This window comes from Pontimicrobium aquaticum, from assembly GCF_005047595.1.
Taxonomy (GTDB): Bacteria; Bacteroidota; Bacteroidia; order Flavobacteriales; family Flavobacteriaceae; genus Pontimicrobium; species Pontimicrobium aquaticum.
On the sequence record NZ_SUPL01000006.1, the window covers coordinates 271,377 to 288,160 of the forward strand.

The following is a 16,784-nucleotide window of genomic DNA, read 5'->3' on the forward strand; positions in this document are numbered from 1 at the left end:
CGTAAAAAAAATACTTAACTTTATCAAAGTCAACAAAATATACTTTAGTAATATTCTATAACTCTTATCGAAAAAAATCTACTTAACATGAAACAGTTTTACACTTTTATTTTAACTTTTGCTTTTTGTTACACAACATTAAATTCGCAAACTACAGATTTAGTAACTGGATTAACTTCTCCTAGCAATATCATACTTTTTGGTAACGATTTGTATATTGCAGAATTTAATGGAAATAAAATTTCTAAGGTTGATATTACTATAGAAACGCCATTTGCTACTGATGTGATAACTGGGTTGCAAAAACCTTTCGATATGGTGTTTGTTGGAACCGATTTATATTTCTCAGAATATGATGGAGGTAAAATCTCTAAAATTGACATTACAGCTCCAACACCTACTGCAACTGATGTTGTTACAGGACTTAGTTTCCCCACTACGCTTTTGCTAAATGGTAACGATTTATATATAGGCCAACATGGTTCTTCAAAGATTTCAAAAATTGATATTACTGCACCTTCTCCAACGGTAATTGATGTCGCAACTGGAATAAGCAGCCCTTATAGCTTTCTTTTAAACTCCGATGATTTATATGTTGCAGAGAATACAGGAAAAATTTCTAAAATAGACATTACAGCCCCAGTACCAACAGTAGCAGTTGCTGTTGTGACTGGTTTAAACACACCTTCTGGTTTAATGTTAAACAACAATGATTTATATTTTTCGCAATTAAGTTCAAATAAGATTTCCAAAATAGATATTACTGTTGGCACACCAACGGTAACCGATGTCATTACTACAGGATTAAGCGGTCCATTTGGCTTAAAACTTTATGGTAGTGATATTTATATTGCAGAATTTAGCGGAAATAAAGTCTCAAAAACCAACTTAAGTTTGCTCTCTCTTATTGATAATATTCCAAATAAAAGCATTTACTTGTACCCAAATCCTACAACTAATTTTATAAAATTTATCGGATTAAAACAATCTAAAACCTATAAGATCTACAACATTTTGGGTTCGAAAATTCTAGAAGGCAATATTGGCAAAAATGAACAGATTAAAGTTCAAAACTTAAGTAAAGGCATTTATTTTTTAAGTCTCAATGAGACATTTATATTAAAGTTTATTAAAAACTAAGTAAAAAATTATTTATTTTTTTCTTCTATCCAACGAGACATGTACTTTGTGCTTTGCATAGTATGAAAGTTAAGCATTGCGCCTGTAAAATTTTGCAATCTATTTACTTCTTTTTTAGCAAGTGCATCTTCAAGTTTGTTTAAAAATTTACGTTCGTGAAGTTTCTTGTTAAACTTATTAGAAAGCAAATTAAAACTTAGTTCTTGTTGTTTATTCCATAAAGACTCATCTTCATACAAATTTATTGCACTACTTACCATATCATCCACTAAATCTGCTACAAAATCATCATTATCATTAGTATTAATAATGCCTTCAGCTCCAATATTGGTCGTAATAAAAGGGGTTCCGTTGTACATAGCATCAAAAAACTTTCCTTTTAAACCTGCTCCAAATCGCAATGGCGACAAACAGATTCTAGAATTTTGCATGACTTCATTAACATCATCTGCAAAACCTTTGATGAATAATCCGTTTTTTTGGTCTTGATATTGCATTACTTTTTCGCTAGCATAAGCACCATAAACATGAAGTTCGGCTGTTTTTAACTGCGCTCTAACCTTTGGCCATATGCTCTCTTTTAAAAACTTAACTGAATCTAAATTTGGCGGATGCAAAAAGTTGCCTATGGTTACAAAATGGTTTCGCTCATTAAATGTTGGCAGGAGTTCATGTTTGGATTGAGAAACTTCATCCATTAAAAAAGGTAAGTAATGCAATAGAGTATCAGAAATTTTAAACTGCTTTTTTAATAATGACATTTCAGCTTCAGAAATAATTAAACTAAAATCGCATCTATAAATACTTGCAATTTCGCGTTTAGCAATGTCTCTAAACAAATAACTGTTATCAAACGGCTTATTATCTTTAAATGCTTGTTCCCTGCCTTTTCGAAGACAATGTAAATCTTCAGTATCTAGTATGCGTAATGCATCCGGACATTGTTCAGCAACTCGCCATCCAAACTGTTCTTCCATCATAAAACGATCAAACAAAACAACATCTGGTTTTAATGTTGAGATGAAAGCATCAAAACTGGGATTGTTTAATTCAATGGGAATTTGATCAACACCTAGTTCTTCGAGGTTAAAGGCATTATCAGATTTTGCGCATGGACTAGAGAAGGAGATTGAATACCCTTCATTTAAAAATAATTGTATTAGCTGCATCATTCGGCTTCCAGCTGCTGAACTTTTTGGTTCAGGCCACACAAAACCAATGATTAAAAGTTTTGGCATTTTAGTTTATTCAGCAGTCTTTTGTTCGGCATACATGGTTCTTACTTTTTTGGCCCAAGCAACGACACTCGCAATTTGATCGTCAGTTAGCTTAGCTTCAGCGTGTGTCCATGTATAAGATGGTAATGGCATTTCTTTTTTCTCAACCATTTCAATGAGTTCTTCAAACTTATGATCTCGCTTTTTCAATGAGGCTCCTTCCCAATCGGAAACGTTAAAATCACCTTTCCCATGCTTTACATGGTCTGCCAACCAGTAATTTACAGGAGTAATACTGTTATACCAAGGATACCTTGTATGATCACTATGGCAATCGAAACATGCAGATTTTAAAATTAATCTTACATCTTCTGGCGGATTGGTTTCGTTTAAAAATGGTTCAACCGTAGCAATGTCTCCATCATTCTTTTCAGGCCCAAAAAATTGCGCTATTACAAAGGCAATTATAAGCAGTATCAATATTTTTTTTAGAATCTTCATTATTTAATTAGTTTTATTGTCTTAAAAGTAAGAAAAAATATCATTGACTAAAGAAGAATTATACAAGGAACTATCATATGTGAATCATTCTAGAGATAACAGGAAAAAATATGCATTACTTGTTATTTCTAATCCAGATTTAATTCCAAAAGTTTTAGATATTTTATTTCAGGTTAATGATAAAACGTCTTGTAGAGCCGCTTGGTTACTAGAATTTGTTGCTAGAGAAAACTTAGATGCCATATTACCTTATTTAGATAGCTTTATTAAAAACATGCACACAGTGCATTTGGATCCTGCTGTACGTCCTGTAGCAAAAATTTGCGAATATCTTATTGAAGCATGCTACAGTAAAACACCAAATCACACTAAAGATTATTTAAAACCAGAGCACAAAGAAAAAATAATTGAACTTAGTTTTGATTATATGATTACCGACCAAAAAGTAGCAGCTAAAGCTTACTCTATGAACTCTTTGTATTTACTTGGAAAGGAATTCGACTGGATTCACCCTGAATTAATCATGATTTTAGAACGTGATTTCAATTTAGGAAGCGCTGCTTTTAAAGCAAGAGCGAGACATTTGATAAAAAAGTTAAGAAAGTAACCGTTTTGGTTAAAAACTTCAACGTATAAGCTTCTTGCTTCTTTTTAAAAGAATTATCTTTGCAACTTCAAAAATCAACACAAAACATATGTCTTTATCAATGCTCAATGCCATTTCGCCAATAGATGGTCGTTATAGAAGTAAAACGGAGTCCTTAGCTCCTTATTTTTCTGAAGAAGCACTTATTAAATATAGAGTTAAAGTAGAAATAGAATACTTTATTGCACTATGTGAAATTCCATTACCTCAACTAAAAGATTTCGATACTAATTTATTTAGTGACCTTAGAAACATATATCTTGAGTTTTCTTCGGAAGACGCTTTAGCTATAAAGGACATTGAAAAAGTCACCAACCACGATGTAAAAGCGGTTGAGTACTTTATTAAAGAAAAATTTGATGCTTTAAACATTCCACAATACAAAGAATTCATCCATTTTGGATTAACCTCTCAAGACATCAACAATACCGCAGTTCCTTTAAGCATAAAGGATGCCATGAACGATGTATATGTACCAGAGTATTTTACTGTTTTAAATAAACTAGAAGTCCTTGCTAAAGAATGGAAAGACGTACCAATGCTTGCAAGAACTCATGGGCAGCCAGCATCACCAACGCGTTTAGGTAAAGAAATTGAAGTCTTTATAGTGCGCTTAAAAGAACAATTTAACTTGCTAAATGATATACCAAGTGCAGCTAAATTTGGTGGTGCCACAGGAAACTTTAATGCGCATCACGTAGCTTATCCTAACATTGATTGGAAAGATTTTGGCTGCAAATTTGTGCAAGAAAAACTAGGCTTATACCATTCTTTCCCTACAACTCAAATTGAACATTATGACCATATAGCTGCGTTGTTTGATTGCTTAAAACGTATCAACACTATTTTAATAGATTTAGATAGAGACGTTTGGACGTATGTATCAATGGATTATTTTAAGCAAAAAATTAAAAAAGGTGAAGTTGGTAGTAGTGCTATGCCTCACAAAGTAAATCCTATCGATTTTGAAAACAGCGAAGGAAACCTTGGAATTGCCAATGCTGTTTTTGAGCATCTGTCGGCTAAATTACCAATATCGAGATTACAACGCGACCTAACTGATAGTACAGTGTTACGTAATGTTGGCGTACCATTTGGGCATACTATTATAGGTTTTAAATCTACTTTAAAAGGACTTAACAAGTTGCTCTTAAACGCGTCTAAATTTGCTGAAGATTTAGAGAATAATTGGGCTGTTGTAGCTGAAGCCATTCAAACTATTTTAAGACGCGAAGGTTATCCAAATCCTTATGAAGCGCTTAAAGGCTTAACTAGAACCAATGAGGTTATTAACCAGCAATCTATTGCTAATTTTATTGATACCTTAGAGGTAAATAATGACATTAAAAATGAGCTTAAAGCCATTACACCAAGTAATTATACTGGTATTTAAATGAATAATAACGCAACATTACTTGCAACAGGACTTTTGGTAGTCTTCTTTTTTTCAGCAGGCTTATTAGACTTGCTAAATAACTTTTTAGTAATGATGTTACTTTTTTTAGGTTTTATTGGCATTGTAATTAACATAGTCATCATTAAATCTAAAGATGAAGATGAATAAAAAAAACCTGCCAAAATTGGCAGGTTTTATATTAACATTTTATCACTTTTTGATTGATTGATTAATCGAATACTTCAGAGAAGTCTTCAATGCTTTTATTACCATTACTTGAAGGCCTAAAGAATTGCATAAAATCTTCAACAGAGTTTTCATCAGAAGATATTTGGTCAACCACCTCACCTAATTTCATGATTTTTGCAGGTTCCATATTATCACCTAGAATTCTTATAATTCCAAAACCTGAATCGTTCATTGCTCCAAAAATAATGAGTTCATCTATTGTAGTATCTGTACCAATATATTTTACGATAATTTTTCCGTCGCTTGAATTACCTCCTCTAAACAATTCTTGATATTTTTCATCTTTTAAAATTGTTTGCACTTTAGCTAATTCTGCTTTATAGTCTTCAACATTATCATCACTTTTACGGTATCCTAGCATATTAAGTTTATCTATAGACTCGTATGCTTCACGTTGCACATCTGTAAGCTGAGCGTTTTCAAGATTCACAAAACTTACTGGAATATCTACCGAAATAAAATTTGGCGCTTCCTGATTTACAACATAATACCCTTGTAAGGTCTCTCCTCCATAGCCACAGCTTGTTAAAGCTGCAGCTATAAGAAGTGACGCTACAATGTTTTTGATTGATGATTTCATGATGATAATTCTTCTTTTTATAATATCTTAGTTTTTCTTTTTACCTGCTTTTTCTAGGTGCTCTCCTCCTGGAATATTCATAGATTTAGTAATCTTTGAAATTTCTCTAAGATCTATATCTCCTAAAACCGATACGATTACAGTTTCTACTTCACGCTTTTCTCCATTAATAGTAATATCTTGTCCTTTAGTAAGTTCTTTTAATCCATTTACAAACATTAATAGTTCTTTTACGTGGTTAGAGCTAGATCCTTCTCTAACATAAAACTTAACTGTTTGAGCGCCATCTTTAAAACGCATTAACTCTTCTAATTTTGAACTTGAAATGTATTTATTTACATCAGCTGCCATTTGAGAAGAGATTGATTTATCTCCAGTGGTTAAAAATTTTAAACTCTTAATTTTTTTAATCATCTCTAACATAGCTGAGGCATCTGGATCGTCCATATCTATGTCAATACTTGCTATCATTTCAAACATTTTACTGTTTACAACGCCTGAACCTACACCTTCCATGTCTTCATACTTATCGAATAACCCTCCTTGTGCAAAAGACATTAAAGGCGTTACTATAATTGCGATTATTAATACTAATTTTTTCATGTTTACTTGTTTTTAAATTATTCTCTTAATTTGTTTTTAAAATTTTGTTTGTTGTGCTTGAAACCTCGCTAAGATATGCCATGTTATCTGTGCCTTTATCAAAATTATCAGACACCATATTTAAAGCCATTAACTTATCGGTTCCATTGTTGAAATTTGAAGAAAAAAGTGCTAAAACCTCTTTAGCTTCTTCATACTCTGCTCGTTCTTGTGGCGTTAAATCTGCCAACGTTTGAGGTTGTGTTTGAAATATTTCAAACTGAGTAAATATACCCAACATTATAACTGCTACTGCCGCGACTGAAATCCATTGATACAAACTATATGTTTTCTTAGATTTTAATGGAACGTCTTTAGTAAACTGTTCTTCGTGGGTGTACAAAAAATACTGGAACATTGATTTGTAAACTTCTAAGTGTGGCGGGACAGTCTCTTGCGAAAAATAGTCTTTTAACTGTTGCTCTTCTTGTAAAGTAGTTTCTCCGTTGTCGTACTTTTCTATTAATTTTTCTATGTTATTTAACACCATAACTATGTGTTTTAGTTAATTTTTCTCTTAATGATTTTCTTGCTCTCGATAAGGAAACTCTAATAGCGGTTTGGTTCATGTCTAGCATTTTTCCAATCTCCTCAAAATCGTATTGCTCTATATCTCTAAGCTGTAATATTATTTTTTGTTGCTCTGGCAACTCTTCCATTATTTTAGAAACCCAACCTACACTATCGTTCAACTCCACTTGTTTCTGTAATGACACATTTTTATCTTGGTAATTACTATGTACAATTTTTAAATTTTGTGCATGTTTGGATTTTAATTTATCTAAACAAAAATTCTTTGTCATTGTCATAGAAAATGCTTCTACATTTTTGTATTCGCTAATCTTTTGTTTGTTGTTCCACAACTTCAACAAGATTTCTTGGGTGGCGTCTTCGGCTTCTTCTTTTGAAACTAGCAAACGTTTTGCCAAACGAAATACTTTATCCTTAAAAGGCATTACTATGTTTAAAAACTCAGACTGTGTCATTTTTTGGTTAGCTTATAGCTTATTGTTGCTATTTGTTATTACGACGATGTACTTTCTATTTTGTTACAATGAAATGAAATTTTTTATAAAATTTACTTTTTCAACCAACCTATGTTAAGTTAATAAAAGATTCCCAATGTCTCTGGAATGACAATTTTAATGTTGCTTTATTAATGTATTTGAAAGCGATTTTATTTTTTTAGTTTACAATAATGTGATTAAATTTAGTGTTTAAAAGAAAAATACTTATTGCTATGAAATTTTATAAGAAACTACTATACGTTTTTACACTATTAATTTTAACCTATAGTTGTTTTGATGATATAGATGACAATGCTATATCAGCTAGTGAGATTAACGATTTTGTCTGGAAAGGCATGAATGCTGTTTACCTATATAAGGACAATATTACTAACCTTGCAAACGATAGATTTACTTCTACCCAAGAATATGCTGATTACTTAAACAGTTTTAACGCACCCGAAGAACTTTTTGAAAGTTTAATTTATCAAAGACAAACTGTAGATAGGTTTAGTTGGATTGTTGATGATTATATTGCCCTTGAAGAACTCTTTAATGGCACATCTGTTAGAAGTGGTTACGAATTCGATTTATATCCAATTCCTGGAAGCTCAAATATGTTTGGAATAATTAGGTTGGTTTTACCAAATAGTAATGCTAGTGATAATAATTTAATGAGAGGGCAAGTATTTACAAGTATCGACGGAATAGCTTTGACTGAAACTAATTATAGATCGCTCTTTAGCCCAAATTCCTATACGCTAGAATTTGCTGATTATGACGACAATGGTACTCCAGAAAATTTAAACGATGATATTATAACACCTAATGGAGAAAGCACTACGCTTGTTAAAACAACGCTCACCGAAAATCCTATTTTTAGGTCAACTATAATTGATGTAGATGGTGAAAACTTAGGCTATTTAATGTACAACGGTTTTACATCAAACTACAACAACGAATTAAATAACGTTTTTAATAATTTTAAATCTAATAATGTACAGCATTTAGTATTAGATTTAAGGTATAACCCTGGAGGTTCAGTACTAACAGCATCATATTTAGGCAGTATGATTACTGGACAGTTTACAGGAGAGGTTTTTGCTAAACTAATTTACAACAGCGACTTACAAGCTAACAATTACAATTTTAACTTTGAAATACAGTTAGACAATAATGCTCAAATTAATAGCTTGAATTTAGACAAAATATATGTGCTCACGACTGAAGATTCAGCTTCTGCAAGCGAAATGATTATTAATAGTTTAAATCCATACATTGAAGTAATACAAATTGGAGATAATACTACAGGGAAATCTCAAGCTTCTATTACAGTATATGATTCGCCAAATTTAGAACGTGAAGGTGCAAATCCTAATCACACCTATGCTATGCAGCCTTTAGTAGCCAACACCTTAAACAAACTCAATAACTCTGTACCTTCAAATGGATTAACACCAACTATTAATATGTTAGAAAATCCTTCAAATTATGGAGTTCTAGGTAATGAAAGTGAACCTTTTTTAGCAGCAGCCATTGCAGATATTAGAGGCACAGGAAGGTTTACTTTTTCAATAGAAAATCTTGTGAAACCGAAAGCAAGTAGTAATGAGTTAGTTCCTCATGTTTATGAGATGTTTATTGATCAAGGTATTTTAGATTTAAAAAAATGGAAATGATTAAAAAAGCCGCTAATTAGCGGCTTTTTTAATCTATAACTAGAAACTTAAGTTAAATCCGAAAGTAACATTTCTTCCTTTAGTTGTATAACCGTAAAGTTCTTCATAATCAGCATTAAAAATATTAGTCACATTTGCAAACAGTGTTACTTTATTATTTATGAGTTTATGACTCATGTAAACGTCTAATAAATGATAACTATTTAAAGAAACTTCTTCATTAGTGAAGGTTACATTATTATAAAAAGCATCATTTCTTTTATCATTAAATTGATAAGATGCACTTACAAAAAAATGCTTGTTTACTTGATAATTAAACTTCGTGTTTACCTTAATTTTAGGAATACGCAAGTTTAAATCGTCTTCTACTTTAGTATAAGTAGCATTTGCAGCAATGTTTACTTTTTTAGAGAACTTATAATCTGCGGTAAGTTCAATACCACTAGCGATAAACGTATTTTCTACGTTATTGTATTGAAATGTCCAGTTTCCTAAATCTACAAAATCAATAAAATTGGTTTCCTTTCTATTAAAATACACTACACTCATAGTTGCTTCATTAGCAATTCCTAATTCTGCACCTAGTTCTATGGTTCTGTTTTCTTCTGGTTTTAAATCTTTATTGCCATAAGTAGGCTCAAATAACTGGTATAACGAAGGTGTAATATAAGCGGTGCTATAACTTACTAATCCTTTTATATAACCAAAAGTAACATCCTTCTTAAATGAAGGGTTGATACTGTATACAAAATGTGATCCATACTCATTATGGTTATTAAATCGTAATCCAGAATTAATATTCAGTCCAAAATTTGATGTATAGACAACATTCACATAAGGGTCTAGAACAGTAAATGTTGCATCATTTGGACTTATAGATTGCTCTAAACTTGTGCTTCCAAAAGGAACTTCAAAACTTTCCATTCTATTATCTTGATAATTCACACCAAGCACAGTATAAAATACATCATTGAAATTATACTTATTATATACATCCATCAGGTAGCTTTTTGCTTTGTAAATATTTGGATAATTGGATGTAACATCGCGTTCAATATTATTTGTAACTGCATTAACTATTATGCTTCCGTTTTTATATTTATAGTTAGATGATATACCAATTCTATGTTGATTAGTTTTAATCATATTATCTGCATCTTGAAACATAAAACCATCATCGAAATCGGCTTTGTATTTATCGAAACTTCCATAAACATTTACGTTATAAGCGTTTGATATTTTATATCCAAGTTTTAAATATCCATTGATAGCATTAAAGGCATCCTTTTCGGGACCATTTTTAACAGCAGATAAACCATTAGTAAATTGGTTTCCAAAACTTGCTAAATAATTAAACTTACTTACTGTACCATTTATAGAAACACTATTTTGAAAATTTTCTATATGATAATTATTATCACTTTGCGATTGGTTACTTCCTAAAACACTTTTAAAATTAGCTGTGATAACTTTTTCTGAAGCATCTTTTAACTTAATATTAATAACTGCTGTTGCAGCTCCAGAACCATACAAAGTACTTGAAGCACCTTTTAGAATCTCTATACTTTCAACTTGATCTGCGTTAAGTAATCTTAAATCATAATTATTGGCTATTTGTGATGCATCAGACACTGCTATTCCATCAATAAGCACTAAAACTTGTCTATTTCTACCACCACGGACAAAATAGCTTAAATTTTGTCCAGCATTACTTTTTGTGCCATTGATTTCAATACCAACTGTGCTGTTAATAATTTCTGCAATACTTTTTCCTTGTAGCTTTTTTAATGCTTCTTGGGTGATTTTTGTAATAACTTTTCCTGAATCTTCTTTTTTAATTTCGAATCTAGAACTGGTTACAACCACTTCGTCTAATTGTTGTGTGTTGGTTTCATTGTCTTGTTGTGTAAAACCAAATACTGAAATAAGCGTACAACAAACACTTAAAACACATGTGTTTTTGTTCATTTTAATGACTAATTGCTCGAGAGTAGTATGTATATCATACCAAAACTTTTATCCCGAAAGTTTGACTTAATTGTTTGAATTTGGCAGGTCTCCTGACTTGCGTCTTCATGTTGGTCTTCCCAAAGAAAAAATCTTCAGTGACTAGAAGTTTAACATGAAGCTTAATAGCTTACAGTTGCGGGAACAGTTCTGGAATTGATATGCATCGCACCAGATTCCCTTTTAATCCTCTCCTAAAAAAAGAAAAGAACCAAAATTCGTTGCGAAAGTATAGATTATGTTTTAATTACAGATGAAAATTTACTTTTTCTTATTCATTTTATAAATTAAATAAATAAAACCAATTAAAAAATGTAGTATAATTATTCCTGCAACTATATATATTGTTAAATTTGAATCGCCTCTCATGAGAATTAATTTTATTCAAAATTACAGTACAATAACGAGAGATTTAGTTACTAAAGTTACTTATGAAGTATCACTATAAATTACAATTCTTACTATTATTTTTAACGCTTGTAATAAGCTGCAAAAATAACACTTCGCCACAAGAAAAAATCGTTATTGAGCAAAAGGAAGATTTAAAATATGCTACTGGGTTTTCTATAACAAACTTTAACAACTATAAGGTTCTTGAAATTAGTAGTCCTTGGCCAAAGTCTGACAAAAAGTACAACTATTTATTGCTTACAAAAGAACAAGCTATCGCTAACACTTTTAATAAAGACGAATATGATGGCACTATAACAGCACCTATTGAAAAGATTGTAGTGACTTCAACCACACACATTCCTGCTTTAGAGCTTTTAGGTGTTGAGCAAACCTTAGTCGGTTTTCCTGGAACAGATTATATTTCTTCGGAAAACATTAGAGTACGAATAGACAGCAATCAAGTGCGTGAACTTGGTAAAAACGAAGGTATTAATACTGAAGTGCTTTTAGAGTTACAACCTAATTTAGTAGTTGGTTTTGGTGTAGATGGTATTAACAAGACTTTTGAAACCATACAAAAATCAGGTATTCCAGTAATTTATAATGGCGATTGGGTTGAAACTTCTGCTTTAGCAAAAGCCGAATGGATTAAATTCTTTGGTGCCTTATATAATAAAGAAAAAGAAGCAGACTCTATTTTTAATACCATTGAAAAAAATTATTTAGTGGCAAAAAGTTTAGCTGCACAAGTAACAAAACAACCTACAGTTTTAAGTGGTGCTTTACATAAAGATATTTGGTATTTACCAAGTGGCACAAGTCCTGAAGCGCAGTTTTTAAAAGATGCCAACGCTAATTATTTATGGCGAGAAACTAAAGCAAATGGTAGCTTAGCTTTAAGTTTTGAGACTGTTTTTGACAAAGCAAAAAATGCTGACATCTGGATAAGTCCATCGTATTATCCTTCATTAGAAGCTTTAGAAAATGCCAGCAATCATTATACACAATTTGATGCTTTTAAAAATAAAAGTGTGTATTCATTTGTAAACACAGCTGGAGACACTGGTGGTGTTTTATATTACGAATTGGGTACAGCACGTCCAGATTTAGTTTTAAAAGATTTAATAAAAATTTGTCATCCAGAATTACTTAAAGAATATGATTTTACTTTTTTTAATCTCTTAAAATAGTTGACAGTCCACAAAACATATAGACTTTCATTCATATTGCTAAGCATTATATTGCTGTTTTGCTTTTTTGCAAATATCAGTCTAGGTTCTGTTTCTATTTCTTTTAAAGATATTTTTAATGCCTTGTTAGGTATATCAGACAATTATATCATTCAAAATTATAGGCTTCCAAAAGCATTCACTGCCATTATAGTGGGTTCAGGACTAGGGATTTCTGGATTATTAATGCAAACCCTATTTCGTAATCCCTTAGCTGGTCCTTTTGTACTTGGTATAAGTTCTGGTGCTAGTTTAGGTGTCGCGATTGTCGTTATGGGAAGTTCGTTATTTGGTGGCTCTGTAGCACTGTTACTAGCATCTAAATGGAGCTTAGTCATTGCTTCAAGCTTAGGGAGTTTTTTAGTCTTATTAGCAGTGATGTTAGTATCAGCAAAAGTGAGAGATACGATGGCTATTTTAATTATAGGATTAATGTTTGCTAGCATTACTGCGGCTATAGTGAGTGTTTTGTCTTACTTTGCTTCAGCTGAACAATTACAGCAATACATTTTTTGGGGATTTGGTAGTTTAGGTAACCTTAGTTGGAATGAGCTTTTAGTGCTTTCAAGTATTTGTTTCATAGGCATTGTATTGAGTGTTGCCTCTATAAAAGCCTTAAACACCCTACTACTTGGTGAAAACTATGCTAAAAGCCTAGGTTTAAATATTAAAAAAAGCCGCATGCTCATTATTATAGCTACTAGTTTGTTGGCAGGAACCATCACAGCTTTTGCAGGACCTATAGCCTTTATTGGGTTGGCTATTCCACATATCACAAGACAGGTTTTTAATACCTCAAATCATAAAGTGTTAATTCCTGCTGTAGTATTATTTGGAGCTATCATATTACTAATTTGTGATAGTATTGCGCAATTACCTGCCAGTGATTACTTTTTGCCTATTAATGCTATAACTTCTATAATTGGTGCTCCAGTGGTTATTTGGTTATTGGTTAGAAAACGAAAAATGGTGTTTTAATTAAGAGAAAAGATGCAGAAGAACAAAAAATACACTTGTCATTCCACACTTGATGCGGAATCCATTTGAATGCTGAATCAAGTTTAGCATGACCAAATTTAATTTAACATTTTGAAAGAAGAAAACCAACATACCATCCTCAAAACTCACAACCTTTCTATTGGTTACCAAACCAAGAAAGAAAAAACTGCTGTGGCTTCAAATATTAATATTGAATTGCATTCAGGTGAATTAATTGGTCTAGTTGGTGCCAATGGTATTGGTAAATCTACTTTACTTCGTACACTTACCAATGTACAATCTCCTTTAGATGGCTCAATACACATTAACGAAAAACCCTTAGAAACATATAGTAATATTGAGCTTGCTAAAGCCTTAAGCTTAGTGTTAACAGAATCTGTAATGTCTAAAAACTTATCAGTTTTTGAACTTATAGCTCTTGGTCGTCAGCCATACACTAATTGGGTCGGAAATCTCACAGAAGCAGATATTAACATCATCAATACAGCTTTAAATGAAACGAATTTAAGCGATATTAAGCATAAAAAGTGTTATGAATTAAGTGATGGTCAGCTACAAAAAGTTATGATAGCTCGTGCCTTGGCACAAGATACCAAATTGATAATTCTAGATGAGCCAACTACACATCTAGATATGTACCACAAAGCCTATATTTTGAGATTGTTACAAAAGTTAGCTAAAGACACTAATAAAACCATTTTGTTTTCATCACACGAAATAGATTTAGCCATACAGTTATGTGACAAACTTATAGTTATGTCTGAAGATATAGTTGTTTCAGACACTCCAAAAAAACTAATAGAAAGAGGAACATTCGACTCCTTATTTCCTAAGGATTTTATTACTTTTGATAAAACCACCAACTCCTTTAAAATTATACAATGAAAAAAGTCATTCTGTTAATCACTCTCCTATTTGTTTGCCAGTTATCTATTAGTCAAAACAAAGATGCTTATGTTATATACAATACCAAAGGCAAAAAAGTGTCTTATAAAAAAATGCTGAAGAAACTTAAAAACAAGGAAGTTGTTTTATTTGGTGAATCTCATAACAATGCCATTGCCCATTGGTTACAATTTGAAATAACATCAGATTTGTTTAAAACCAATAAACTCATTCTTGGTGCCGAAATGTTTGAAACCGACAATCAAACACCCTTAAACGATTATTTAAGTGGGAAAATAAACAGTAAAGGACTTGATACACTAGCAAGATTATGGCCAAATTATAAAACCGATTATGCACCTTTAGTCGATTTTGCTAAAACTAATAACCTATCGTTTGTAGCCACAAATATTCCTAGACGTTATGCAAACCTAGTTTACAAAAAAGGGTTTAAAGCTCTTGATACACTATCAAACCAAGAAAAAGAATGGATGGCTCCTTTACCAATGGCTTTCGATAGCGAATTGCCTACTTATAAAAACATACTAAAAATGATGGGAGACCATGGCACTCCTGAGTTGGTAGAGTCTCAGGCAACAAAAGATGCTACCATGGCGCATTTTATTTTTAAAAACATGAAGCCTAACCATACGTTTATACATTATAATGGGTCTTATCATTCCGATCATTATGAAGGCATTTTATGGTACTTAAAAAATACTAATAGCGCCATAAATTATGCTACTATTACAACCGTTTCTCAAGATAATATTTACAAACTTGAGGAAGAACATAAAGGAAAAGCCGATTTTATTATTTGCGTAGATAGCAACATGACAAATACCTATTAATTTAAAATGAACGAAAGCCTTCTCTTAATAATATCTATCCTACTCTCCTTAGCCATTGGAGCATATGTTGGTATGCTAATTACTAAACTAAAAAGCAAGAGTGAACAAAGTGCCTCTAATGAGCGTCAAAACCAGATGCGTTTAACCATAGATGAGCTAAAACAAAACTTAAGTAAAATTGATGCAGATAGAGAAGACATTAGGCGAGAAAAGGAGTTTTTAAATTCTGAATTGGCTAGAAGAAATTCTGAATATGAGAATCTACAACAACAAAATCAAAAACGTGATGAAGAACTTGCAAAACAACAAGAACAACTTCGCAAAGATTTTGAATTACTAGCAACAAAAATTCTAGATGAAAAATCTGAAAAATTCACCCTTCAGAATAAAGAAAACATCAAGCAAATTTTAAATCCGCTGCAAGAGAAAATTCAGGTGTTCGAAAAGAAAGTTGAGGACACCCAAAAGGAAAGCATTTCTATGCACTCAGCTTTAAAAGAGCAGCTTTTAGGCTTAAAAGACTTAAATCAACAAATGACCAAAGAAGCCACCAACCTTACCAGAGCATTAAAAGGCGACAGTAAAATGCAAGGTAATTGGGGCGAATTGGTTTTAGAACGTGTGCTTGAAAAATCAGGATTAGAAAAAGACCGAGAATATTTTGTACAACAAAGCTTTACAACTGCCGAAGGTTCTAGGGTGCTTCCCGATGTGGTATTACACCTCCCAAACAATAAACGCATGATTATTGACAGCAAAGTGTCTTTAACCGATTACGAACGCTATGTCAATGCAGATGAAGATAACAGACCTCAATTTTTAAAAGCACATGTCAATTCCATCAGAAAGCACGTTGACCAACTATCTGATAAAAAATATGAGGATTTATATGATATTCAATCACCAGATTTTGTATTGATGTTCATTCCAATAGAGCCTGCTTTTGCCATTGCCCTAAACGATGACAACACCTTATACAACAAGGCATTCGAAAAAAACATAGTTATCGTAACACCTTCTACCCTTTTGGCAACACTTAGAACCATTGACACGATGTGGAATAACGAAAAGCAACAGCAAAATGCTCTAGAAATTGCAAAACAAGCAGGTGCCCTTTACGATAAGTTTGAAGGCTTAGTTACAGATTTAACTGGAGTTGGCAAAAAAATTGATGCAGCAAAAGCAGATTATTCCTCTGCTATGAACAAACTTGTGGAAGGCAAAGGCAATCTTATAGGACGTGTTGAAAAACTAAAGAAAATGGGAGCTAAAGCCAAAAAATCCCTTCCAGAAGCTATTATTAAACGTGCACAAGAAGACGATTAACATTCCATAAAAAAGGAATATATTTGTTTATTCCGTA

17 protein-coding genes and 1 riboswitch are annotated in these 16,784 nt (G+C 32.0%); of the genes, 10 read left to right on the forward strand and 7 right to left on the reverse strand.

What is annotated here, in order from left to right:
* Positions 1-87 precede the first annotated feature (87 nt).
* Positions 88-1,140, forward strand: coding sequence for a T9SS type A sorting domain-containing protein (locus E5167_RS12405; RefSeq protein ID WP_136844465.1), 1,053 nt, complete (start codon positions 88-90; stop codon positions 1,138-1,140).
* 8 nt (positions 1,141-1,148) lie between these two features.
* Here E5167_RS12405 and E5167_RS12410 read toward each other — a convergent pair whose 3' ends face one another.
* On the reverse strand, positions 1,149-2,378 hold the full coding sequence (locus E5167_RS12410; RefSeq protein WP_136844466.1) for a glycosyltransferase: 1,230 nt from the start codon (positions 2,376-2,378) through the stop codon (positions 1,149-1,151).
* Between the two features lie 6 nt (positions 2,379-2,384).
* Positions 2,385-2,858, reverse strand: coding sequence for a heme-binding domain-containing protein (locus E5167_RS12415; protein ID WP_136844467.1), 474 nt, complete (start codon positions 2,856-2,858; stop codon positions 2,385-2,387).
* Between the two features lie 43 nt (positions 2,859-2,901).
* On the opposite strand from E5167_RS12415, the gene E5167_RS12420 reads away from it, so the two are divergent.
* The 3 genes from E5167_RS12420 (at position 2,902) to E5167_RS15435 (ending at position 5,068) form a co-directional block, all read left to right on the forward strand.
* A complete protein-coding gene (locus tag E5167_RS12420) occupies positions 2,902-3,465 on the forward strand; it encodes an adenylosuccinate lyase (RefSeq protein ID WP_136844468.1) in 564 nt (187 codons plus the stop codon).
* An 88-nt stretch (positions 3,466-3,553) separates the two neighbouring features.
* The gene (gene purB, locus E5167_RS12425) at positions 3,554-4,897 is read left to right on the forward strand and encodes an adenylosuccinate lyase (RefSeq protein WP_136844469.1); all 1,344 of its coding nucleotides are present in this window, start codon (positions 3,554-3,556) and stop codon (positions 4,895-4,897) included.
* Positions 4,898-5,068 carry a hypothetical protein gene (locus tag E5167_RS15435; RefSeq protein WP_169301424.1) on the forward strand — a complete coding sequence of 57 codons (171 nt, stop codon included), beginning with the start codon at positions 4,898-4,900 and terminating at the stop codon, positions 5,066-5,068.
* Positions 5,069-5,129: 61 nt separating this feature from the next.
* Here the strand turns inward: E5167_RS15435 and E5167_RS12430 are convergent, their stop codons facing one another.
* From E5167_RS12430 to E5167_RS12445, 4 genes are read right to left on the reverse strand one after another with little or no spacing between them, the layout of a single operon-like run.
* Positions 5,130-5,729 (reverse strand): DUF4252 domain-containing protein, encoded by a 600-nt coding sequence (locus tag E5167_RS12430; RefSeq protein ID WP_136844470.1) that lies wholly within the window; start codon positions 5,727-5,729, stop codon positions 5,130-5,132.
* A gap of 27 nt (positions 5,730-5,756) precedes the next feature.
* Positions 5,757-6,332 (reverse strand): DUF4252 domain-containing protein, encoded by a 576-nt coding sequence (locus E5167_RS12435; RefSeq protein WP_136844471.1) that lies wholly within the window; start codon positions 6,330-6,332, stop codon positions 5,757-5,759.
* A 25-nt stretch (positions 6,333-6,357) separates the two neighbouring features.
* Positions 6,358-6,861, reverse strand: coding sequence for a hypothetical protein (locus E5167_RS12440; RefSeq protein ID WP_136844472.1), 504 nt, complete (start codon positions 6,859-6,861; stop codon positions 6,358-6,360).
* Positions 6,848-7,357 (reverse strand): RNA polymerase sigma factor, encoded by a 510-nt coding sequence (locus E5167_RS12445; protein ID WP_136844473.1) that lies wholly within the window; start codon positions 7,355-7,357, stop codon positions 6,848-6,850. Before E5167_RS12445 ends, E5167_RS12440 begins: the two co-directional genes overlap by 14 nt.
* A gap of 254 nt (positions 7,358-7,611) precedes the next feature.
* Here E5167_RS12445 and E5167_RS12450 point away from each other — a divergent pair, with 254 nt between their 5' ends.
* A complete protein-coding gene (locus tag E5167_RS12450; protein ID WP_136844474.1) occupies positions 7,612-9,057 on the forward strand; it encodes a S41 family peptidase in 1,446 nt (481 codons plus the stop codon).
* A 39-nt stretch (positions 9,058-9,096) separates the two neighbouring features.
* Here E5167_RS12450 and E5167_RS12455 read toward each other — a convergent pair whose 3' ends face one another.
* A complete protein-coding gene (locus E5167_RS12455) occupies positions 9,097-11,025 on the reverse strand; it encodes a TonB-dependent receptor plug domain-containing protein (protein ID WP_136844475.1) in 1,929 nt (642 codons plus the stop codon).
* Between the two features lie 65 nt (positions 11,026-11,090).
* Positions 11,091-11,295: riboswitch (cobalamin riboswitch) on the reverse strand.
* Positions 11,296-11,495: 200 nt separating this feature from the next.
* On the opposite strand from E5167_RS12455, the gene E5167_RS12460 reads away from it, so the two are divergent.
* The 5 genes from E5167_RS12460 (at position 11,496) to rmuC (ending at position 16,747) form a co-directional block, all read left to right on the forward strand.
* The gene (locus E5167_RS12460; RefSeq protein WP_136844476.1) at positions 11,496-12,647 is read left to right on the forward strand and encodes an ABC transporter substrate-binding protein; all 1,152 of its coding nucleotides are present in this window, start codon (positions 11,496-11,498) and stop codon (positions 12,645-12,647) included.
* Positions 12,648-13,664 carry a FecCD family ABC transporter permease gene (locus E5167_RS12465; RefSeq protein ID WP_136844477.1) on the forward strand — a complete coding sequence of 339 codons (1,017 nt, stop codon included), beginning with the start codon at positions 12,648-12,650 and terminating at the stop codon, positions 13,662-13,664.
* Between the two features lie 111 nt (positions 13,665-13,775).
* The gene (locus E5167_RS12470) at positions 13,776-14,570 is read left to right on the forward strand and encodes an ABC transporter ATP-binding protein (protein WP_136844478.1); all 795 of its coding nucleotides are present in this window, start codon (positions 13,776-13,778) and stop codon (positions 14,568-14,570) included.
* Positions 14,567-15,421 (forward strand): ChaN family lipoprotein, encoded by an 855-nt coding sequence (locus E5167_RS12475; protein WP_136844479.1) that lies wholly within the window; start codon positions 14,567-14,569, stop codon positions 15,419-15,421. Before E5167_RS12470 ends, E5167_RS12475 begins: the two co-directional genes overlap by 4 nt.
* Positions 15,422-15,427: 6 nt before the next feature.
* Positions 15,428-16,747, forward strand: coding sequence for a DNA recombination protein RmuC (rmuC, locus tag E5167_RS12480; protein WP_136844480.1), 1,320 nt, complete (start codon positions 15,428-15,430; stop codon positions 16,745-16,747).
* The last annotated feature ends 37 nt before the right edge of the window (positions 16,748-16,784 follow it).

Coding starts and splice junctions, on each gene's coding strand:
- E5167_RS12405 (WP_136844465.1), top strand. CDS start 88: ATGAAACAGTTTTACACTTTTATTTTAACTTTTGCTTTTTGTTACACA.
- E5167_RS12410 (WP_136844466.1), bottom strand. CDS start 2,378: ATGCCAAAACTTTTAATCATTGGTTTTGTGTGGCCTGAACCAAAAAGT.
- E5167_RS12415 (WP_136844467.1), bottom strand. CDS start 2,858: ATGAAGATTCTAAAAAAAATATTGATACTGCTTATAATTGCCTTTGTA.
- purB (WP_136844469.1), top strand. CDS start 3,554: ATGTCTTTATCAATGCTCAATGCCATTTCGCCAATAGATGGTCGTTAT.
- E5167_RS15435 (WP_169301424.1), top strand. CDS start 4,898: ATGAATAATAACGCAACATTACTTGCAACAGGACTTTTGGTAGTCTTC.
- E5167_RS12430 (WP_136844470.1), bottom strand. CDS start 5,729: ATGAAATCATCAATCAAAAACATTGTAGCGTCACTTCTTATAGCTGCA.
- E5167_RS12435 (WP_136844471.1), bottom strand. CDS start 6,332: ATGAAAAAATTAGTATTAATAATCGCAATTATAGTAACGCCTTTAATG.
- E5167_RS12440 (WP_136844472.1), bottom strand. CDS start 6,861: ATGGTGTTAAATAACATAGAAAAATTAATAGAAAAGTACGACAACGGA.
- E5167_RS12445 (WP_136844473.1), bottom strand. CDS start 7,357: ATGACACAGTCTGAGTTTTTAAACATAGTAATGCCTTTTAAGGATAAA.
- E5167_RS12450 (WP_136844474.1), top strand. CDS start 7,612: ATGAAATTTTATAAGAAACTACTATACGTTTTTACACTATTAATTTTA.
- E5167_RS12455 (WP_136844475.1), bottom strand. CDS start 11,025: ATGAACAAAAACACATGTGTTTTAAGTGTTTGTTGTACGCTTATTTCA.
- E5167_RS12460 (WP_136844476.1), top strand. CDS start 11,496: ATGAAGTATCACTATAAATTACAATTCTTACTATTATTTTTAACGCTT.
- E5167_RS12475 (WP_136844479.1), top strand. CDS start 14,567: ATGAAAAAAGTCATTCTGTTAATCACTCTCCTATTTGTTTGCCAGTTA.
- rmuC (WP_136844480.1), top strand. CDS start 15,428: ATGAACGAAAGCCTTCTCTTAATAATATCTATCCTACTCTCCTTAGCC.